Annotated in this window: 13 protein-coding genes; 1 reads left to right on the forward strand and 12 read right to left on the reverse strand. The window is 61.4% G+C overall.

Annotated elements, in window-relative coordinates:
• Nucleotides 1-5: 5 nt before the first annotated feature.
• Both M0746_RS12010 and M0746_RS12015 read right to left on the reverse strand, forming a co-directional pair.
• The gene (locus M0746_RS12010; RefSeq protein ID WP_258449326.1) at nt 6-2,324 is read right to left on the reverse strand and encodes an ATP-dependent DNA helicase; all 2,319 of its coding nucleotides are present in this window, start codon (nt 2,322-2,324) and stop codon (nt 6-8) included.
• Nucleotides 2,321-3,988, reverse strand: coding sequence for a VRR-NUC domain-containing protein (locus M0746_RS12015; RefSeq protein WP_258449327.1), 1,668 nt, complete (start codon nt 3,986-3,988; stop codon nt 2,321-2,323). Before M0746_RS12015 ends, M0746_RS12010 begins: the two co-directional genes overlap by 4 nt.
• Nucleotides 3,989-4,165: 177 nt before the next feature.
• Here M0746_RS12015 and M0746_RS12020 point away from each other — a divergent pair, with 177 nt between their 5' ends.
• Nucleotides 4,166-4,390: a YgdI/YgdR family lipoprotein gene (locus M0746_RS12020; RefSeq protein ID WP_258449328.1), complete on the forward strand. Its 225-nt coding sequence runs from the start codon at nt 4,166-4,168 to the stop codon at nt 4,388-4,390.
• A 50-nt stretch (nt 4,391-4,440) separates the two neighbouring features.
• On the opposite strand, the gene M0746_RS12025 is transcribed toward M0746_RS12020, so the two are convergent.
• From M0746_RS12025 to M0746_RS12070, 10 genes are all read right to left on the reverse strand, one after another.
• Complete coding sequence (locus M0746_RS12025; protein WP_258451475.1) at nt 4,441-6,294, reverse strand: polyurethane esterase; 1,854 nt, start codon at nt 6,292-6,294, stop codon at nt 4,441-4,443.
• Nucleotides 6,295-6,513: 219 nt separating this feature from the next.
• Nucleotides 6,514-8,202, reverse strand: a complete 1,689-nt coding sequence (locus M0746_RS12030; RefSeq protein WP_258449329.1) for a polyurethane esterase — start codon at nt 8,200-8,202, stop codon at nt 6,514-6,516.
• Between the two features lie 68 nt (nt 8,203-8,270).
• The gene (locus tag M0746_RS12035; protein ID WP_258449330.1) at nt 8,271-11,348 is read right to left on the reverse strand and encodes an autotransporter serine protease; all 3,078 of its coding nucleotides are present in this window, start codon (nt 11,346-11,348) and stop codon (nt 8,271-8,273) included.
• Nucleotides 11,349-11,519: 171 nt separating this feature from the next.
• On the reverse strand, nt 11,520-14,471 hold the full coding sequence (gene eprS / locus M0746_RS12040; RefSeq protein ID WP_258449331.1) for an autotransporter serine peptidase EprS: 2,952 nt from the start codon (nt 14,469-14,471) through the stop codon (nt 11,520-11,522).
• A 192-nt stretch (nt 14,472-14,663) separates the two neighbouring features.
• Nucleotides 14,664-16,031: a TolC family outer membrane protein gene (locus tag M0746_RS12045; protein WP_258449332.1), complete on the reverse strand. Its 1,368-nt coding sequence runs from the start codon at nt 16,029-16,031 to the stop codon at nt 14,664-14,666.
• A 2-nt stretch (nt 16,032-16,033) separates the two neighbouring features.
• Entirely contained in the window at nt 16,034-17,383 is a 1,350-nt protein-coding gene (locus M0746_RS12050; protein ID WP_258449333.1) for an HlyD family type I secretion periplasmic adaptor subunit, read from the reverse strand.
• On the reverse strand, nt 17,380-19,155 hold the full coding sequence (locus tag M0746_RS12055) for a type I secretion system permease/ATPase (protein WP_258449334.1): 1,776 nt from the start codon (nt 19,153-19,155) through the stop codon (nt 17,380-17,382). Before M0746_RS12055 ends, M0746_RS12050 begins: the two co-directional genes overlap by 4 nt.
• 209 nt (nt 19,156-19,364) lie before the next feature.
• Nucleotides 19,365-19,709, reverse strand: a complete 345-nt coding sequence (locus M0746_RS12060; RefSeq protein ID WP_258449335.1) for a protease inhibitor Inh/omp19 family protein — start codon at nt 19,707-19,709, stop codon at nt 19,365-19,367.
• A gap of 172 nt (nt 19,710-19,881) precedes the next feature.
• Entirely contained in the window at nt 19,882-21,327 is a 1,446-nt protein-coding gene (locus M0746_RS12065; protein ID WP_258449336.1) for a serralysin family metalloprotease, read from the reverse strand.
• Between the two features lie 465 nt (nt 21,328-21,792).
• On the reverse strand, nt 21,793-22,251 hold the full coding sequence (locus M0746_RS12070) for a hypothetical protein (protein ID WP_208937502.1): 459 nt from the start codon (nt 22,249-22,251) through the stop codon (nt 21,793-21,795).
• Between the last annotated feature and the right edge of the window lie 14 nt (nt 22,252-22,265).

Consider the following 22,265-nt stretch of genomic DNA (forward strand, 5'->3'; position numbering starts at 1 on the left):
CTTGCTCACCGGCCGTTGTCATGAGCGAAATTATGCGGCAATCCGTCGATTTGGGAAGCCGTGGTTTCATGTTTGATCGCCCACCAGCGCGGCAGCAGCTGCTTGATCCGGCGTTCGGCGAAGCGGTCATCGATCAGCATGACCACGCCGCGATCCTCACGGGTGCGGATGACCCGGCCAGCGGCCTGCACGACTTTCTGCAGGCCGGGGTACAAATAGGTGTAGTCATAACCGGCACCGAAAATCGCCGCCATGCGCCGTTTCAGCTGTTCATTGACCGGGTTGAGCTGGGCCAGCCCCAGTGTGGCGATGAACGCGCCGATCAAGCGCGCGCCGGGCAGATCGATGCCCTCGCCGAACGCACCGCCGAGCACAGCAAAGCCGATGCCCTGACTGTGCGCGGTGAATTGATCGAGAAACGCCTGCCGCGCGCCTTCGACCATGCCCCGTGATTGCTGCCAGAGGGTGATCTGCGGATAACGCTCGGCCATCAGCGCCGCCACCTGTTGCAGATAGTCGAAACTGCTGAAGAACGCCAGATAGTTGCCGGGGCGCTCGCTGAACTGGCGCGCGATCAGCTCGACGATCGGCTCCAGCGACGCCTGACGATGGTTGAACCGGGTGGAGATGCGGCTGATGATCTGCACGTTCAGCTGTTCGGCGTGGAACGGTGATTCCACGTCAATCCACACGGTGTCGGCGGGTGTGCCGAGCAAGTCGGCGTAATAGTTGCGCGGGCTGAGCGTGGCGGAAAACAGCACACTGCTGCGCGCCGCCGTCAGCCGTGGACCAATGAACGCCGCCGGCACCACGTTGCGCAGGCACAGCTGCGACAGCGGCTTTTTGCGATCGAGGTCGCGTTTGCTGATATCGAACAGGTAATGCGCGTCGTACAGCTCCGCCACGCGGGCAAACTGCAGCAGGTCGAAATAGAAGTTCTGCAAGCCGCTGTCGAGGCCTTGCGGGTGTTCATTGAGGTAGTCGCCAATGGCGGCACAACACAGCGAGATCGCCTGCAGAAGTTTTTCCGGCGCCTTGTCGTAGGCCTGATACGCCAGGGTTTGCGGCGCGTGCAGGGCGTTCCATTCGCGGTTGAGGCGTTGCAGGCTGTTCTTCAGCGGTGCGGGGGCGGTTTTGCGCACGCTGCCCAGCACGAACTGATCAAGGCTGGCGCTGTACATCTGCCGGCCGCGCTCGACGAGGTTGTGCGCCTCGTCGGCGAGCACCGCGACCTTCCATTGATTGAGCTGAGCAAGGCCGAACAGCAGCGCGCTGAAGTCGAAGTAATAGTTGTAGTCGGCCACCACCACGTCGGCCCAGCGCGCCATTTCCTGGCTCAGGTAATACGGACACACCGCATGTTGCGCGGCGACCTCGCGCATCGCCGCTTGATCAAGCAAGCGCAGACGACTGGCCGCCTCGCGCGCCGCTGGCAGGCGATCGTAAAAGCCCTGTGCCAGCGGGCAGGAGTCGCCGTGACAGGCTTTGTCCGGGTGCTCGCAGGCCTTGTCCCGCGCGACCATTTCCAGCACCCGCAAGGGCAAGGCCGGCGACTGTTTGAACAACACCTGGCTGGCATCCAGCGCCAGTTTGCGCCCCGGGGTTTTCGCGGTGAGGAAGAACACCTTGTCCAGTTGCTGCGGCGCCAGCGCCTTGAGCATCGGGAACAGCGTGCCGAGGGTCTTGCCGATGCCGGTTGGCGCCTGCGCCATCAGGCAGCGACCGGTGCTGACCGCTTTGAACACCGATTCGGCCAGATGCCGTTGGCCGGGGCGAAAATCCGTATGGGGAAACGCCAATTGCTGCGCCGCTTGATTGCGCGCTTCGCGATGGGCCATTTCCTGCTCGGCCCAGAGCAGGAACACGCCGCACTGCTGCTCGAAGAAGTTTTCAAGCGACTCGGCGTCGAACGACTCGACCAGGCAGGTTTCCTTCTCGCTGACGATGTCGAAATACACCAGCGCCAGATTGATTTGCTGGAGCTCGAGCTTGCAGCACATCAACCAGCCATAGATCTTCGCCTGCGCCCAATGCAACTGGCGGTGGTTGGCGGGCTGTTTGCTCAGGTCGCCGCGGTAGGTTTTGACTTCTTCCAGGCAGTTGGCCGCCGGGTCGTAGCCGTCCGCCCTGCCCTTGACCTTCAACTGGCGAAACTCGCCTTCGAGCGCCACCTCGCTCTGGTACTTCTCGCTGCGCCGCGACGCGACGGTGCGATGCCCGGCGATGCCTTCCAGCGCCGTGGGTGACGGGGTGAAACGCAAGTCGAGGTCACCGCTCTTGGCAGTGAATTCGCACAGTGCGCGCACGGCAATGCTGTAGCTCAAGCGCTCTGCTCCGCCCATTGCACGTAACACACCGCCACTGGCATCTGGTGTTCGTGGCAGAACTCCAGCCAACGCAGCTGGTTGTCCTGCAAGCGATCGCCGGGGCCTTTGACTTCGATCATTCGATAGGTCTTGCGCTGCGGCCAGAACTGGATCAGATCGGGCATGCCGGCACGGTTGGCCTTGATGTCGAGCAGCAAGCGGTTGAACCAGTGCTTCAGATGTTCGGCGGGCAGACAGGCCAGCGCCTGCTCCAGCAGTTGCTCGTTCAATGCGCCCCAGAACACGAACGGCGACTGAATGCCCCACTTGGCAACGAAGCGTTCGCGGATGGTCGCGATGTAACGGCCATCGTCGAGTTCGCTCAGGCAGGCCTGAAACAGCTCGGCGCGGCGCTGCTGGAAGTCTTCATTGAGCAAATCCACCGGGCCGCGCTGGAACGGGTGAAAGAACGCACCGGGCAGTGGCGCGAAAATCGCTGGCCAGCACAGCAGGCCGAACAGCGAATTGATCAGGCTGTTTTCCACGTAATGCACCGGGCCTTCGTCGTCGTGCAGGTGCGCCTGTACGTAATACTCGACGGACAACGTCGGATCGACTCTGGGTAAATGCAGATCCAGACGCTCGACCGCTCTCGCGGCTGCGCGTTTGAGCGGCGGCCCACCGAGCTTGCGCCGCAAGCGCGGCACGATACGCTGCAACCCCTGTTGCTCGGCGGCGCTTTCCGGGGCCTGCTGCGCGAGGCTCGCCAGTTCCAGCGCCAGTGGGTATTCGCCACTGCGCTCCAGCACACGGAGCATGCGCAAGCGTGCGCCCGGATAGCCGCAGTCGCGGTAAATGCTCAGGGCCAGGGCGAATTCGCTGATGCGCTCGCAATACTGGCCGATCTGGAACAACACCTTGCCGCGCCGCCGTTGCAGCCACGGGTTGTCGAAGTGCAAGGCACTGACCTGCGCGACGATGGCCTCAAGCGGCTCACCGGCTTCAAAGCGCAATTGGCATTGGTGCAGGAAGAGGCAGGCGTCGACGTCGTCACGACTGCGCAGGCCGCGCGAATCGGCGCAGAACTCGACTTTTTCGTAGGTAAAGATGCCGAGGTCGGCGAGGACGAATTCCGACCAGTCCTGGTACAGATTGCCGAAGAACATCAGGCGCAAGCGGTCGCACAGGTCCATCAGGGTCAGACTGAACAGGCGGTCTTGCAGCTGCGGCGCCCAGTCGCGCAGGCTGCGCGGTTCGCTGAACGGCTCGGCGAGCAGCGTCAGCCAGTCATCCTTGCGCCCCTTGGGCTGCTGGATGACGGCGCCGAATGCTTGCAGCAGCTCGGCCTTGAGCAGCACATCGAACAACTCGGCGAGCGTCAGCGGCGTGTGTTCTGCGAGCCAGCCATGGTTCAGTAACGGTTGCGCCGCCTCAACGATGTCGCCGATTTCCAGGTAATTGAGTTTGCCGGCGCGAAAATGCACCCCCTTGCGCATGACCATCCGCACCAGCAAGCCCTGCGACGGCCGCGGCAAGGCCTGGAAGTCACGAATGAAGGCATGCTCGCTTTCACTCATCACGTCGGCATAACGAAGTTCAAGCCAATCAAGCACTTGGCGGAAGTTGTTAAGGTAATAGAACGGGTCGTCGAGGGGGTTGGCAGTCACGGGATTCGGGGCCATGGCAAAGCGGATACTGGTTATGCGTACAGATATCAGCTCTGCCCCGCCCGGCGCAAACGGAAAATGATCAATGGCATTTTTTTAGCGGGCCATCGAACTTTTCCCGCACGGGTGGCACCAACCGCGTTAGAAGCCGACAATGCTCGGCAGCATATGAATGAGGCACATGAGGTGGGTATGAAAATCAAGACACTGGGCATTCCTTTGGCCATCGCTGCAGCCCTGGCTCTGGGCGGTTGCTCGACCGCAACCGTGGTGACTTTGCAGAACGGCACCCAGTATCTGACCAAGGATATGCCGAAGACCAAAACCGAAGATGGTTTCTATGAGTTCGACGACATTTCCGGGGCCAAGGTGAAGGTTCGCGCGGATGAGGTTGCCACCGTTCGCGAAGAAGACTGAAGGGGAACCCGCCTGCCTGCGATGGGGCGCTTGCCGGCGCCCCATCAACGTCAGGCGATCACGATACCCTCCGCACTCAGGCTATTGAGCGAGACCCCCACCAACGTCACCGAGTCATTGCCAAACGTCAGCACGGTGTCCTGTCCGACGCTGCTGGCATGCGCACGGAAATCATCCGCAGGCAAAACGCCCTGCACGCCGAGAAAAACCAGCTTGTCGTTGGCCGTGTAACCGGTCACCCGGTCCTGGCCGAACGCGCCGCTGAACAGGAACGTATCGGCACCACCGCCCGACTCCAGCAGATCATTGCCCGCCCCGCCGACAAACACATCGTTACCAATGCCGCCAATCAGATGGTCGTTGCCGTCGAGCCCGAACAACCAGTCGCCGCCGGCATGGGCCTTGAGGGTATCGGCGCCGCTGCTGCCCTTTACGCTGGACTCGTAAGCGCTGACGTTGCTGCCAGCCTTCAAGCCGCTGGCCGTGACGCTGTGCACCACGTCGTCCTTGAACAGCCCCCAGAGAAAGCCCGGCTCCCTGGTGACGATGCTGCCGATGTCGCGGGTGATGCTGATCCCGCCGTTGGCATCGCGCACGTACAGGTTGCCGGCGCCGTCGTTGGCGAAATCGAAGTTTTTCACTGAGCCTTGCAGGTCGAGGCTGTTGCTGCCCTGCCCGCCAAGAATGATGTTGTAGCCGCCGCTGTCGCGGAAGCTGTCGTTGCCGGCGCGACCCTCCAGATAATCATTGCCGCTGCCGCCCTGAATCAGGTCGTTGGCATCACTGCCGATGATGAACGTGCTGCCCTTGTGGGTCTCGGCGTTACGGTTGAGGTCTTGCACCCAGGTGTTGGCTCGCGCCGGGTCTGAGAGGTTGGCGACGATGATCGTCGAATCGCGGCTGGTCAGGTCGTAAAACTGCGAATCCAGCACCCGCGTCATGCCGTCGCCGTAACCGGTGGGCAGGTGCGAGATCCAGGTGGGAATGTTGAGGATCGAGAACGGCAGCACGTTCCAGGCGCTGGAGGCGTAATGGTCGTTGAAGCTGACGATGTTGTCGGTGGTCGAGGTGTGCGGTGCATCGTGCACGCCGACCGAAGCGCCGGTGAAGGTCGAGCCGTCGAGGGCGCGGAACACCGGGTCGTTTTCATAGCCGATGTTGAGCACCTTGTCGGTGCTGCTTTGGGTCGGCGAGGCGTAGGCGATGTAGTTGGCATCAGCGAAGAACCCGCCCCACTTGCCGCTGCTCAAATCCGCCATGCTGTTGACCGCCAGCCCGCCAAGGCTGTGGCCGCTGACCAGAATGTCCTTGCCGGTGAGGCCGTTGGCCCTGGCGAACGCCATGACATCGTCGAGCAGATTGCCGAACGCTTCGCCGACGTAGTTTTTCGCATAATCGGCCGGGCCGAACGCGGCGAGCAGATCGCTGATCACGTCGCCAATCGAATCGCCGATGAGGATTTCCCGTGGACCGCTGGTGCCACGAAAGGCAATGCCCAGCTCGGTGAGATGGCCCTGGGCGTCGTATTTGCCGAGGATTTCCACTTGCGCGCTGGTGTAGCCGGGTTTCTCGCCGAAGAACGTCCCGCGTGCATCGGTCTTGCCGTCATAGCCCAATTGCGTGGCGCTGATCGGCGTCCATCCGGCCTTTTGCACCGCTTCAAGGGCGAGCTTTTCCGAGTCGGGGTTCCACGGAATGCCAGGGATTACGCCTTGCGAATCGGTGCCGCCAATCAATGCAGTGACCAGCGTGGCCGGCAGGCCGAGGCCGAAACCGTTGTGCTGATAACCGCTGGCGAAGCCGTTATCGAGGTTGTGGTAGGAATACAGCGTGATCGCCATGGCGTCGCTGAACAACGCTTTGGAATCGGCCGTACCGAGGTTCTTGTAGTCATACACACCCATTGCCATTGCCTCTCTTGTTGTTGGAATTGTTCAGAGATAGCTCACAGCCAGAGCGCTCCTCGCGAAGCGCACCGGAGCATTGTCACTACTGCTTTTGATTTTTCATTGTGGGAGCGAGCCTGCTCGCGAATGGGATCTGTCAGTCAATATCGGGTCTGCTGACACAGCGCTTTCGCGAGCAGGCTCGCTCCCACATTTGGATCTCCTGCACTGGTGCCATCAGGTGAAAACGAACGCCGAGTCCGACAGGTTAGCCACTCCGACCCCGATCAGGGTCACGGCATAGTCGCCAATCTTCAGCACGGTATCGCCACCGGACTGCGAGGCATGCTGTTTGTAGTCGTAGCCCTGCCCCGCGCCCTCAACGCCCATGAACACCAGTTTGTCACTGCCCTGGTAACCGTTGATGGCATCTAAACCGAAGGCACCACTGAACAGGAAAGTGTTGTTGCCGCCCACCGCGGTCATCACGTCGTTGCCAGCGCCACCGACGAAGGTCACATGCGCCTTATCGCTGATCAGGCGGTCGTCGCCACCGAGGCCGAATAGCCAGTCACCGTCCGCGCTGGCGTGCAGCGCATTGCCGTAACCGTCGCCGCTGAGTGAGTGGTTGTACTGGGTCAGCTCACTGCCATTGCTCAAACCGTTGGCCGTGACACCCCAGGTGATCTCCTTGCTGCCCCACCACGACCCCGCCTCTTGGCTGACCAGCGCACCGATATCACGGGTCAGGCTGATGCCGCCGTAAGCGTCGCGCACGTACAGGGTGCCGTCGCCGTCGTTGGCGAAGCTGAAGTTCTGCAGCGGCTTTTGCAGCTCGAAGGTGTTGTGCCCCTGACCGCCGAGCAAAATATTGAAACCGCCGTCATCGCGGAAACGATCGTCACCGCCCAGGCCTTCCAGAAAATCATTACCGCTACCGCCCTTGAGCCAGTCGCTGCTGTGCGTGCCGATGATGAACGTGCTGCCCACATGCGGCTCGCCGCTGCGGCCCAGGTCTTCAACCCAGGTCTTGCCGCGCGAGCCCTCCTCCAGATTGGAAACGATGATCGTCGAGTCCTTATGGGTCAGCGGGTAGAACTGCGAGTCGATCACTCTATTCAAGCCATCGGCATAACCCAGCGAACTGTGGGCCGACCAGTTGAGCGGATTGACGATACTGAACGGCACCAGGTTCTGCGCGGTAGACGCGTAGTTGTCGGTGAAGTTGACGATGTTGTCAGTGGTCGAATCGTGCGCGCCGTCGTGTTTGCCGAGCGAACCGCTGCTGAAGGTCGTGCCGTCGAGTACGCGGAACACCGGGTCATTTTCATAACCGATGTTCAGCACGTTGCTGCCGGTGCTGCTCTGGGTCGGTGAGGCAAAGGCGATGTAACTGGCATCCTTGAAGAACCCGCCCCAGTGGCTGGCGCTCAGCTCGGCCACACTGTTGACCCCGAGCCCGCCGAGGCTGTGGCCGCTGATCAACACGTCCTTGGCGGCGATGCCGTTGGTAATGGCGAAGGCGGCGACAGCCTTGAGCAGATTATCGAAGGCATTCTTCGCGTAGTTGCTGGCGTAATCCGACGGCCCGAAGGCGGCCAGCAGGTTGTTTTTCATGTCGCCGTAGGTGTCGCTGTAACCGAGCCCGCCGGTGCCACGAAAGGCGATGCCGATGCCGATCAGCTTGCCGGCGGCATCGTATTTGCCGAGCACTTCGGCCTCGGCGCTGGTGTAGCCCTCCTGCTCACCGAAGAACGTGCCCTGCGCGCCGACCTTGCCCTGATAACCCAGCGCCGTCGCCGCGACGGGCGCCCAGGCCGTCGCTGGCAAAGGCTTGCCAGTCGGTGCATAGGCATACAGCGTCAGTGCGATGGCGTCGCTGTACAACGCTTTGCCATCGGCATCTCTGTAATCGAACAATCCCATGTCGTGCCCTCTCTTCCTTCAAAACGGCAGCGCCCTTGAGCGCTGCCGGTACCCTCAGAAACTTCGGCTTAGAACTGCCAATCCAGCGTCAGCCCCACACCGTGGTCTTTTTCGTTCGAACCGACCAGACCGTTGTAATCCAGATTGACCCGCACGTCACGGTTGAGCGCCAGACCGGCGCGCACGCCGACCACCGCCGCGTCGCGATCCATCGACACGCTCTGCACGGTGAAGGCGCTGTTGCCGTTGGCGAATGCGAGGTGGCTGTCGGCGTCGACACTGCTCAGGTTGTGCTGCCAGCCGAGGCTCGCGCCCAGTTCCAGCTGATGCTGATCGGACAAGGCGAAGCTGCGCTTGGCGCGCACGCCGAGGGTCGACAGCACCACGTCACGGTTGTCCTCGCCGCCCTTGAGCGCCGCCGCGTCACCCTTTTCGGTGAAGCTGTCGGTGTTGAGGTGCACGTAGGACAGGTTGGCGAACGGCTCCAGATTCATCGGCTGCAGGCGCAGGTCGTAAGCGGCTTCGGTGAACAGCTGCGCCGTGGTCGCATCGCGCTTGGTTTTCTGCTGGCCGCTGACACCGGCAAATTGCAGATCACGTTTGGCGTCGATGCGGTGCCAGCTATAAGCCCCGCCAACAGTCAGGCGCAGCGCATCGATTTCATGCCCCAGATATGCACCCAAGTGGTAGCTGTCGACCGACGCCGAGGAATGCGTGCCGCTGCCCATGCTCAACGAGCTGTCGCTATAACCGGTGACGAAACCCAGGCGCGTATCTTCAGCAATCAAGCCGTCGACACCGGCCAGCAAGCCACCGATCGAGCTGGTGGAATCGGCATTCTCGTGGCCGCCATCGCTCTTGCCCCACGACCCCAGCACCTTGACCCAGGCATTGCTGCGATCGTCAGTCGGCGCGTCAGCGTTGAACAGATCGCGCTCACGCAGACGCTCGCCCACGGCTTCGCGCAGGTAGCGGCTGTCGTTGATCAGCAGCGTGCCGATCGCCGGATGGATCTCGCCGGAGAGTTGCTGGAACGCTTGCTGCGCCGACGCCGCGTTTGGCGACAGCAACAGGGTTTCGAACAAGGCATTGCCGGCGCCCAGACGCTCAGCCGCCGCACCCACCGCGCGCTGATTCGGCGTCAGGCCGACGCTGGCAAACGAAGCGTCGTTGCGCCCCACCGCCAGTTGAATGCCATCCGCCGAGTACGCCAGCGTGCCGCCGAGGAAGGCGTAATCCGGCAACACCTGGCCGAAGCGTCCTTCAATGCCGCCGGCCGCTTGCAGGATGTTGTAGCGCGTACCGAGCAGACTTTGCACTTCACTGGTGGACAGCAAGGTCGGGCTGTTTTCCAGCGACATGCTCACGGTGGCGCCTTCGATGACGGCTTTGCCGCCGGCAACGATCTGGTCGCTGCTGGTCGGCGACAGCTCGACGGCGTAGGTCGAGCCCGGAGCGAAGGTCACATCGCCGGCGACATTCAGCGTGCCGATGGAGTTGCCCGGCGCCACCGTACCGCCGCTGTTGACCGCCAGTGCGCCGATGCGACCGTTGCCACCGAGGATACCGCCATCATTCACGGTGACAGCCGATTGCAGAGAACCGTTGATGGCCAGCCGGCCCTGATTGACCAGGGTCGGGCCGCTGTAGGTGTTATTGCCGGTCAGCACCAGGGTGCCGATGCCCTGTTTGGTCAAACCACCGTGACCGGAAATATCGTTGCGCCAGGTGTCGAGGCCGCAGGTGATGTCGGTGCACACGCGCTCGGTCGGTTTGCCCTTATCGATGATTGCGCCGATGCCCGGCAGATCGGCGACAAACTGGCCGGAACCGTAAGCGCCGTCGATACGGAACTCAGCGGGAATGTCCTGCTCCGTGACGAACATCGACGGCCCGTCGATGGCCTTGCGCAGGTTGATCATGCCCCAGCCGTACAAGGCGTCGATGCCCGGTGCGCCAAGGTCGGTCGCGGTGGTACGCAGAACGGTAGCGACCTGATCGCCGGTCATGTATGGAAAGCGCTCCATCAACACCGCCACCGAACCGGCCACATGCGGCGCGGCCATCGAGGTGCCGTTGTAGTTGGCGTAGCTGGTGGTCAGGTTGTCGAGGCTGGTGCCTTCGATGATCGAGCTGTAGATTTTCGTGCCCGGCGCGGCCACGCAGAAACTCGCGGTGTAGCCGCAGCGCGAGGAGAACGTGCTCATGATGTACGGATTACTGCTGGCCAGATCCGGGTTCTGTTGCAGGGCGGCGACGGTGATCCAGTTCGGCGCGATGTCCGGAACGAAATAGCCGAGGCCGGCGATCGCGTCGGGGTTGTTCAGGTTGTAGTCGTTGCCTGCGGCAAAAATCGTGACGATGCCGCTGCGCGCGGCGGCGATGGCGCCGTCATAGGCGCCGCCGGGTTTGGTGCCGAGCAGCGTGCGGATCTCGTTGAACTGCAACTGCGCGTCGTTGACGGTGAAGTGCGGATACGCCGGATCGCGGCCACCCAGATCGAAGCGGTCGGTGATGCCGATGCCCCAGCTGTTATTGATGATTCGCGCGCCGCTGGCGATCAGCGCATCCCAACCGGCCTTGTACACCGCGCCGTCGTTGCCGCGCACGATGCCGTCTTCAGGGCCGGGGTCGCCGTTGTCGGCGCTGATGATCTGCGCGCCGAACGCCACGCCGTGCATCACGCCACCGTCGCGGCTGCCAGCGGCGATACCGCCGACGTGCGTGCCGTGAGCGCCGAGTTTGCCGTTGGAGCCGACCGTGGGCGAGCCGTCATAGAGGAACGCGTCCCCGGCTTTGACCGGGATGTACGGGTCGGTGTATTCGCGGATCCCACGGGTGACCAGGGTGACGACTTTGTTGCTGCCGGAGAACTCCGGGTGCGCGGCGTAAACCGGCTGGTCGAAGATACCCAGTTTCACGCCTTTGCCGGTGTAGCCGGCGGCGTAGGCGTAATCGGCCCCGATCGCGCGCAGGCCCCAGTCGGCCTGGAATTCGCTACTGCGCCAGCTCGACGGATCGCCCGCGCGTCCGTTCTCCACGTAAGGCGCAGCGTGGGCGGTGCCGAGGGCGCAAAGCACGGCGAGCGTCAGGGTTTTCAGGGCAAAGCGGCCACCCGTTTGCGCGGGGGTATTGTTGTTGTTCATCCAGCGACCTTCCTTAGTGTTGTTGCGAAAAATCCGTGTCAATCCGCACGTGTTGATCGTTCCCACGCTCCGCGTGGGAATGCCTCAAGGGACGCTCCGCGTCCAGTGACGCGGAGCGTCACGGGCTGCATTCCCACGCAGGAGCGTGGGAACGATCAACGCCCGTAGCGATTAGAACTGCCAGTTCAGGCTCAGGCCGACGCCGTGCAGTTTTTCGCGACTGGCCAGTTGTCCGTGGTAATCGAGGTTGACCCGCACGTCCTTGCTCAATGCCAGGCTGGCCTGTACGCCGAGCAGCGCGGCGTCGCGAACCAGCGCTGAACTCTCCACCGCGTATGGCGTGCCGCCGCTGGCAAAGCGCAGGCGCTGCTCGGAATCGATGTCGCTGAGGCTGTGCTGCCAGCCGAGGCTGCCGCTCACGTCCAGTGCTTGCCCGCTCGAGATATTGAAGGTCTTGCGCGCCCGTACACCGAGGGTGCTGAGCAGCGCGTCGCGCTGATCGCCCGAGCTTTTCAACGCTGCCGCATCGCCCTTCTCGGTAAAACCTTCAGTGTCCAGATGCACATAGGCCAGGTTGGCAAACGGCTCCAGCGCCAACGGTTGCAGGTCGACTCGGTAGGCCGCCTCGCCGAACATTTGTGTGGTTGCCGCGTCGACCTTGGCTTTCTGTTTACCGCTGACGTCGCCGTAATGCAGATCGCGCTGCACATCGGCGCGATGCCAGCTGTAGGCCGCGCCAGTGCTCAAGCGCCAAGCGCCGATTTCGTGCCCGGCGTAGGCGCCGAGGTGATAGCTGTCGACCTTGGCCGAAGAGTGCGTGCCCGCTCCCATGCTCAGCGAACTGTCGCTGTAGCCCGTCACCAGACCGATGCGGGTCTGCTCATCCAGTGCGCCATCGACACCCGCCAGCAGGCCACCGATCGAGGTGTTGTAGCCCGCCGTATCGTGGCTCGAATCCGTCGAGCCCCACGCGCCGAGGGCTTTGATCCAGCCGTTGCTTTGCCCCGCATTACTGTCACGCAGGCGCTCGCCCACCGTGTCGCGAATCTGGCGGCTGTCATTGATCAGCATCGTGCCGAGCGCGGGGTAGATTTCGCCGCTCAACTGCTGGAACGCTTGTTGCGCAGTGGGCGCGTCTGGCGCACGCAGCAGGCTTTCGAACACCGCGTTACCGGCGCCCAGCCCTTCGACGGCAGCGGCCACCGAGCGTTGGTTTGGCGTCTGGCCAACGCTGGCGAACGACGTCGCGTTGCGTTCGATGTTCAGTTGAATGCCATTGGCCGCGTAATCGAGGCTGCCGCCGATGAACAGGTAATTCGGCACTACTGCGCCGAACTGGCCCTGAATGCCGCCAGCTGCTTGCAGAATGTTGTACTGGCGGCCGAGCAGGCTTTGCGCTTCGGCAGTGCTGAGCAGCGTCGGGCTGTTTTCCAGTGAAAGGCTGACGGTGGCACCACTGACAGTCGCCGTACCGCCGGCGACGATGCGATCGCTGCCGGTGGGCGACAGCTCCACCGCATAAGTCGAGCCGGGGGCCAGCGTCACGTCACCGGCGACGTTCAAGGTGCCGATGGAATTGCCCGGCGCCACCCTCCCGCCGTTCTTCACCGACAGCGCGGCAATGCGTCCAGAGCCGCCGAGGCTGCCGCTGTCGTTGACCGTGACCGCTGACGTCAGCGAGCCGTTGACCGTCAGCAGTCCGCCGTTGACCGTGGTCGGCCCGCGATAGGTGTTGTCGCCACTGAGGATTAGATGCCCGGCGCCGGATTTGCTCAGGCTGCCCTGATACACGCGCCCCGCTGCCGCCGCATCGCGTGCCGTGCCCACAGCGTAATCGGTCTGATCCTGCTGACTGGCACCGACTGGAACGCCGTTCTGCCAGCCCTTGTCTTGCAGGGTCTGCTGCCAGGCGCTGTGCTCGGCGAGGTCTTCGTTTTGCCGTTGGATCAGCGCCTTGTCGGAGATGTCATTGCTCCAGACATCGCTCTGCCCAGCCCCAAGACTGGCGTCAAACGCGCCGAGCAACTGCCCCGGTCCGTGCATCGCCCGGTTCAGATTGGCCACGCCCCAACCGACTCGTTCGCTTGGCGCATCGGTGACCGAACCATCCAGTTGCGTCGCGGTGGTCAGCAGCACTTGCAGCGCCTGCTGGTTGTTCATGTACGGATAGCGTTCCATCACCAGCGCCAGTGCGGCGGTGGCGTGTGGCGCGGCCATCGAGGTGCCGGACTTGATCGCATAACCGCCGCCAGGAATGGTGCTGTCGATCTTCGCGCCGGGGGTGGTGATGCACCAGTATTTGGCGATGCCGCACTGGTTGTACTTTTGCTGATTGCTTTGATCCAGCCCGGACACCGCCAGCCAGTGGCCTTCCAGATCCGGCTGAAAGTACGGCAACGCCGAGCGCACGCTGGCGTTCGGGTAACCGCTGTTGCCGGCGCTGAACACGTTGATCACGCCACGGCGCGAAACGTCCGCCGCCGCGTCCAGCCAGGTGCCTTGGTTCCAGTGCTGGGCATAAGCGGCGTGCAGGTCGGCCAGTGTGCGATAGCTGACATCCGGCGGCTGGCTGCCCCAACTGTTGTTGATCGCGCGCACGCCGGCATCGGCCAACGCGTCATACACCGCTTTGAAATAGCGTGGATCGGGGCTCGGGCCGAACAGGAAACTGTCGTTCTGGTTGGTGTTGCCGACGTAGATCTGCGCGTTGTACGCCACGCCGTGCATGCCGCTACCATCGCGCGCGGCGCCCATGGTGCCGACCACGTGGGTGCCGTGGGAATCGTTGTTGGGGTTGAGCGTGCCGTCGACGTTGAACGCTGAACCGTCGAGGTAAGTGCCGCTGGCCAGTACCGGGTGGTAGCGGTCGCGGCTGAATTCGGGGTGGGCGGCATCGAAGCCGGAATCGAGGGCGCCGATTTTCACGCCTTGGCCGGTGATGCCGGCGGCATAGGCGTACTCGGCTTGCAGGCGACTCAGGCCCCAATCGCGAACGAATTCGGCGCTGCGCCAACTGGCTGGATCACCGGGTTGGCCGGCTTCGAGGTAAGCGGCGTGGGCCGCTGTTGTCGAGATTGCAAACAGCAGGGTGCCGACCGAAACCGGCTTGATGCGTACGTCCATGTTCAGTTCTCGCTTTTATTGTTTTTTGTGCAGGCTTTTTTACGGTGTCGCCTGCTTCCCCTCACCCCAGCCCTCTCCCCCAGGAGAGGGAGCCGATCTTCATTGATTCAAATATCGCGTGCGACGCGGTCGTTCAGGTCGATGCATATATCGCAAGCGCCTCGGTCGGTCCCCTCTCCCTCTGGGAGAGGGTTAGGGTGAGGGCTGCCCGGCGACCACAAACGCCTCATCCACCCGCGCCAGATCCTGCTCGTTCAAGGTCCCGGCGTAAAAATGCAACTTGGTCCAGGCCATCAAGTAGTCATACCGCGCCTGCGCCAGATCGCGGCGGGTGGTGAACAGTTGCTGTTCGGCGTTCAACGCATCGAGGTTGGTCCGCTCACCGCCGAGAATGCTTTGCTTGGTCGACACCACCAGCGCTTCGGCCGAACTCAGGGCTTTCTGATAGGCGCGCAGTTTGCTCACCCCGGACAGGCAAGCGCTGAACTGACGACGCAGTTCAATCAGCGTCTCGCGGGTCTTGCCGTCGAGTTCGTATTCGGCCTGCTCCATCGTGCGGCTGGCCTGACGGGTCGAGGCGGATACGCCGCCGCCGGCATACAACGGCACGCTGACTTCAAAACCAATGGTGTTGGTTTCATAACGCTGGTTGTAAGTGTTGCCGCTTTCCGATTCGTTCTGGCGCATCGAGGCGTAGGCGCTGACTTTCGGCAAGTGCCCGGCGCGGTTGCGCTCCACTTCGTAACGCGCGACTTCCACGGCTTGGCGTTGCGACGCGAGGTTGGGGTTGTTGCTCACTGCCAGCTCGTGCCAGGTGTCGTAATTGGCCGGTTGCAAGGCAAAGGTCTGAAAGTTCTGATTGAGCGGCGCCAGATCACCGATATCCACCGCCGGCGCGCCGACCAGTGCGCCCAGCTCACGCAGCGCGGCGTCCTGCTCGTTGCGCGCTTCGATTTCCTCGGCCGTCGCCAGTTCGTAGCGCGACTCGGCTTCGAGGATGTCGGTGCGGGTGCCCTCGCCCTGCTTGAACATGTGTTCGTTCTGCTGGAACTGCTGCTCGTAGGCCTTTTTCTTCGCCAGTGCGATGTCGATCTGGTCCTGGGCAAACAGCGCCTTGGTGTAGTTGTCGAGCACACGCACCAGTAATTCCTGGCTCTTGCCACGGAAGGCTTCATCGGCGAACAGCGACTGCGCCACGCCTTTGCGATACGCCGCGTACGCCTCGTAATCAAGCAATGGTTGTTGCAGAGTCAGTGCCGAGCCGTAACTGCTGTAGTTGCGCTCGTCGGTGTTATTGCGAGCGCGCGCGTCGAGGGAGGTGGCTTTCGACGAGTTGCGGCCCTTGTTGTAGGTGTAACCGATGCGTGGCAACAGCCCGGCGCGGCCGATGGCGCGATTTTCCAGGCCCGCATCGCGTTCCTTGATCGCGCCGAGGAACACCGGGTCATTGCGCAACGCCTGTTCGTAGATCTCAAACGGCCCCATGGCCGCCACTGCGGATTGGCTCGCGAGCAACGTCAGCGCCGCCAGCATTGAAAACTTGGTCATACAGCCGAACATCCTTATTCCTCGGTCAACGCGGAACCGGCCCGATCGAGCAGCGGTTTGAACAGGTAATTGAGGAGTGAACGTTCACCGGTGCGCACGAACATTTCCGCCGGCATGCCGGGTTTGATCACCAGACCGTTGAGTTTGTCCATGGCCTGATCGCTGACACTGCTGCGCAGCACGTAGTACGGCACGCCGGTTTTCTCATCGACCATCTGGTCGGCGGAAATCAGGCTGACTTCGCCGGGTACGCGCGGGGTTTTGCTTTGGTTGAACGCGGTGAACAGAATATCCACCGGCAAATGCGTGCCAACCTTGTCGATCAGGCTGATCGGCAAGTGGCCTTCGACTTCCAGCGAAGTGCCCTGCGGCACAATCTCCAGCAAGGTTTCGCCCTGGCGCACTACCGCGCCTTCGGTGTGCACGCCGAGGTTGACCGCGACGCCGTCGGCGGTGGCGACAATCTCGCTGTGTTGCAGGTCGAAACCGGCCGAGGTCAGTTGCTCCGACAGCGTTACGCTTTTCAACTGCGCATCGGCCAGTTGTGTGCGCACTTCCTTCTGGTACTCCTCGCTGTGCTGTTGCAGCTTCAGGCGCGTTTCGAGGATGCCCTGCTCGACCCGGCCGCTCTCGCCGGTGTTCTCGGCCAGTTGCTGCTGCACTTGCGACAGTTGCCGCTGATATTCCATCAAGCGGTTGCGCGGGATGTAACCGTTGTCGGCCAGTGGCTGCAGGTTGCTCAGTTGCTGTTGCAGCGAATCGGCTTGCGCGTTCAGGTCAGTGCGGGCGCGGCGCATGCCGGCCAGTTGCGCGGTGGCGCCTTCGATGCTCGCGCGCAATCCGGCCTGCTCGCGATAAAACGCCTCGCGACGGCTGCTGAACAGTTGCCGCTGACCTTCCAGGACCAGCGCCAGGCGTGGGTCCGGGTCGCTGCTCAGCTCCGCCGGGAAAGCCACTTGCTTGAGGTTGTCACGCTCGGCCTGCCAGCGTGCGAGGCTGGCCCAGGCCATCCGGTATTGCGCTTGCAGCGACTGCACGTCGGCGGCGACCTGGGTCTGGTCGAGACGGAACAGTGGCTGGCCCTGCTTCACGATTTCGCCTTCGCGCACCAGAATCCGGCTGACCACGCCGCTGCTCATCGACTGCACGGCTTTGCGCTTGCCGGACACCACAACGGTGCCCTGCACCGGAATGCCTTGATCGAGCGGCGCCAGTGCCGCCCAGGTGAAGAAACTGCCAGCGCCGACGATTGCCAGAATCCAGCCCATGCGCGCAAAGAATTTTGCGTCGCGCTCCGGGCGCTCGCTGAGGTAGGCGTGTTCCATGTTCGCTTCGTTTTCAGTGTTCATGCTTGCGCTGCTCATACACCCGAATTCCTCGTCGAGGGCTGATACTGTCGGCTCATGCTGAGCCCGCCCGGTGCCTGTGCGGCTTTTTCACGTTGCTGTTCAGGGTTGCCGGAGAGCGCCTTGAGCACGTCCTGGCTTGGGCCGAAGGCTTGCAGCCGACCATCGTTGAGCACCAGCAACTTGTCGGCCTGGGCCAGCACCGAAGACCGATGCGTCACCAGCACCACCGTGGTGCCCTGCGCCTTGAGCGCGGCAATCGCACTGGCCAGCGCTGCTTCGCCGACGGTGTCGAGGTTGGAATTGGGTTCATCGAGCACCACCAGCGTCGGCGAGCCGTACATTGCGCGTGCCAGAGCAACGCGCTGTTTCTGGCCGCCGGACAAGCCACTGCCGTCCTCGCCCAGTTGCGTGTCGTAGCCTTGCGGCAGACGCAGGATCATCTCGTGGACGCCGGCCTGCTGCGCCGCCGCCACCACTTGCTGCGGGTCGGCCTGGCTGAAACGCGCGATGTTCTCGGCGATGCTGCCGCTGAACAGTTCGATGTCCTGCGGCAGATAGCCGATGTACGGGCCGAGCTGATCGCGGTTCCAGCGATGAATATCCGCGCCATCCAGGCGCACGGTGCCGCCCAGCGTCGGCCACACGCCGACCAGTACCCGCGCCAAGGTCGATTTACCCGAGCCGGAAGCGCCGAGCACACCAAGCACTTCGCCAGCGGCAAGGTTGAAATTGACCATGTGCAAGGTCGCGTTACGCTGGCCCGGCGGGCCGGCGCTGACCTGTTCGAAGGTGATCTGGCCTTTCGGCGCCGGCAGCGCCATGGCGTCGTCACTCGGCGGGAACGCTTGCAGCAGCGCGTCAAGACGACGGTAAGCCAGCTTCGCCCCGCTCCACTGTTTCCACACCGCAATTAACTGGTCGATAGGGCTGAGCACACGACCCATCAGAATCGAACCTGCGATCATCATCCCGGCGGTCATGTCGCCCTTGATCACCAGCAAGGCGCCGAGGCCCAGCACCAGCGATTGCAGGCACAGACGCAGGGTTTTGCTCAGCGAGCTGATCACCGCGCCGGTGTCACTGGCCTGATTCTGTAAACCGAGAAAGCGCGAGTGCACCTGGAACCAGCGCTTGCGCAGCGAACCGAGCATGCCCATCGCCTGAATGGTTTCGGCGTTGTGCAAATGGCTGGTGGCCAACTGGCTGGATTTCTGCGAAAAACCGGCGGCTTCGCCCAACGGCTTTTTGGTCATGTACTCGTTCAGGCATGCCAGTGCGATCAGCAACAGCGCACCGGCGGTTGCGAGCACGCCCAGCCAGACGTTAAACAGATAGATCACGAACAGATAGACCGGGAACCACGGCGCATCGAAAAACGCGAATAACGCCGGGCCGGTGACGAACTGGCGAATATGGGTCAGGTCGCCCAGCGATTGCCCGGCATTGCCCTCGCCCTTGAACAGGTTGCGTTCGAACGCGGCCTGATAAACCCGCAGGTTGAAACGGCGTTCCAGCTGACTGCCGATGCGGATGACGATAAAACTGCGCACCACTTCCAGCAGGCCGATAAAGGCGAAGAACCCGACCACCATCAGCGACAGCATCGCCAGGGTCGTTTCGTTCTGCGACGACAGCACCCGGTCATAGACCTGCAGCATGTAGATGGAGGGCACCAGCATCAGCACGTTAATCAGCGCCGTGAAGCAACCGACACTGATCAGAATGCTTTTATAGTCAGCCAAAGCCTTGAACAAGGGAGCGGTGGCTGGGGCCTTCGCCATCTTCATTGAGTATTCCTGAAAACTATCTCTCGCCATTCATTGGCGAAATTCGAATTGATAATCCGCACCCTGGCGGAACTTGCCTTTTTGCCTGGCGCTTACACTTTCATAACAACTAGCGCCTTGAACTACGGTGCAGTTGCCAATTGAAGGTCGCTTATAACGCCGATGCAGCGCTTTATATTCAAACTTCGCTTTTGGCTGGATCATTTCGCTCAAGGCGCTGTGCGCTCAAGGGTAATGATCAGGCCTGATTTCAAAGTACTCAGATAAAGCCCTTCACGTTGTCGGCTGAAGAACTGGATTCTTGAGCCTTCTTTGCCGGTAATCGACAGGCCGTCAGGGTCCGTAAACCAGCCGATCGGCGTTTGTTCCAGCCACGCGCCGAGACAGTCGGCGCCTTCACCCAACGTCTGGTTCGTGCGCAACTCCACCGTGCAGGTGTTCGAAGGTTTGTCCTGTTGCTTTTGCGCTTGCCGATCATCGCCTGCCGCGGACAATGTCGCTTGCCACTGCCCGGCAAATACCGCCGGCTCTTCCAGTCTGAGGCTGCTTGCCATGCTCGTTTCTCCTGAAACCATGATGAACGCCGCCGTTAGCCACGCCCCCTGCCTTGTAGGTAAAAGCTTTACTGATCATGGGAATAATCGCTCCGGCGTGTAGCCTTGCTTACAGTCCGGCACGATGCAAGCGGACAAAGCGGCGCATGACGCGCCGCTTTGCCCTTTTACATCACGCCACGATGTCGCTGGTGGCTGCCTGGCCAACGGTGCTGACGATGAAGTCAGCCACGCCGTGCCCGGAAAAGTCCACCGACAACAGGCTGTTGCCGCCCGACGAGGTCAGCACCGCATCGCCGGCCGCACCGGTGAAGCTGTTGACGAAGTGCAGGCCTGCGCCGTTGGTGATGCCGGTCAGGTCGATCTTGTCCAGACCGCTGACGAAATCGAGGATCTGATCGATCGCCCCCGGCTTGGAATCGGAACTGGCCGCGAACACAAACGTGTCGGAACCCGAACCGCCCCACAGTTTGTCGGCACCGCCCGCGCCATAGAGGATGTCGTTACCGGCACCGCCCTTGAGCTCGTTGGCCACACTGTTGCCGATCAGCAAATCACTGCCGGAACCGCCAATGGCATTCTCGATGATCGCGCCTTTGGCAATCGACACGTTGCCGACCAGACCGCCAACGTCGGAGAACGAGGCGTCATTGAGGTTGATTTTCTGGTTCTGCGTGAAGCCGGAGAAATCCAGCGTGTCTTTACCGCCCGCATCCCAGACGGAGAACACCACTTTGTCGCTGGACGACGAAGCGCTGAGGAAATCGCGCCCGGTGTTGGAGTTGAACCCGTAAGTGCTGTCACCGGTACGGGTGTTCATGTTGGCGCCGTAGAGCTTCTGGATGGCGGCGATATCGTCCATCAGCGGCCCGGAAGAATACGCTTCCACCCCGCCCTTGCTGAAGTTCTGACTGGTATTGCTTTCGCTCCAGTAACTCATGACGCTGTAACCGCGGGTGTCTTGCCCGTAGGTCGCATCGTTGTAGGTCGGGTTGCCGTTGCCGGCGTTGTAGTCACCGGGGTGCGCAAGACCGAGGGTGTGACCGATCTCGTGGGTCAGGGTCTGACGGCCGTAGTTGTTCAGGTCCGGGTTTTTGTTCTGCGTATAGCCGCTGTTGATCAAGTACCACGAAGTACCGTCATAACCGGCACCGGTCCCCGGCAAATAAGCGAACGCCGCAGCGCCATCCTGACCACCGCTGTAATTGCCAAAGGTCATGTGCCCGTCACCGCCCGAGGCTTTCTCGGTGAAGGTGACGTTGGCGACATCGGCCCAGGACTGCATGGCCAGCTTGGCCTGAGCCTGCTGCTGCGCACTGAACTGACTGAAACCGCTGATCCCGTGCTTGTTCATCGTACTGAACGAGGCCGAGGTCAGGAACGTATAGGTCAGCTCGATCTTGCCGCTGCCGTCCTTGTCCTGATAGGCCGCACCGTCACGCAGTAACTGCGTAGCGGCCTGGTCGACGGAAAAGGAGGGTTTGCCATTGACCGTGAGATTACCGCCACGATCGTATTGATGGCTGAAGCTGTTGATCTGGTTGTACGCCGAACTGAAGGCGGCCAACTGAAATGCCTGCTCGGCGGCATCAACAGCATTGGTTTTGACTTTCGACATAAACACACTTCCTTGTTAAGCAATGGAACAGTTTTTGTCCGATAGGACGATCCCTGGCGAGATCGTCCTATCACTCGCCCAATGAAGGCGTAAGAAACCTGACACAATTTGAAATCTGCCGTAAAGGATTTTTTTGAGATCAAATCGGGCTGTTTCGCAAAACTGCCGTAAACAAAGCGTGCGGGGTCAAAAGAATGTTTTAGTTGCGGAGCTTCTGCCTAATTGTCTGACGATTTTCTATTTGAATATTAAATAAGGGTAAGTTGTTTTTTGTTAGGCGCGTCTCACTTTCCTGCATTTGACTTGTGCGATGCCAGTGTATTGATATCAACCAGTTAAACGCTTAAAAGCATTGTGGGAGTGATCTCGCTCGCGAAGGCGTCAGATCAAACAACATTGATGCTGAATCACAGACCGACTGCGCGAGCAGCTCACTCCCACGGTTTTTTCGTTCGGACAAATCGATCAAGGCGCGCCGATGTCGTAGATCACATCAACAGCATATTGGTTTGCGCCAATGGTGATCGTTTCGAACTTGAGCGAGCCATTGATACGATCATTTGCTTGTCTCTGGAGCTTCACCAAACCTGACTCAGCGCGAAAATAAACGTCCGGATTACCATATTTGGTATAGCTGAGATGGAGGATTTCCGGATCGCCCACCTTGAAATCACCACCCGGTTGCGAAGCGCTCGAAAGCTGTAACCCGATCGCGACCTGTTCGCCTGGCGCTTCTGGATCGCCCACGACGCCATGAAAGCGCAATGTACCTTGCTGTGTATCACGCCAAATCCAAGGATCCTTGAAGTCGTGAACGTTTCCCGTCTTCAGGTTTTTCACCTTCCCCTTGATCGTGCCTGAAACCTCTCCTTTTTGGCCTTCATGGCTAACGGGTGATTCAGAAAAAATTTCGAGCTTAGACATTTTCCTTTTCCTTT

The sequence above is a fragment of the Pseudomonas sp. S11P7 genome (assembly GCF_023195435.1).
GTDB classification, from domain to species: Bacteria; Pseudomonadota; Gammaproteobacteria; order Pseudomonadales; family Pseudomonadaceae; genus Aquipseudomonas; species Aquipseudomonas fluorescens_G.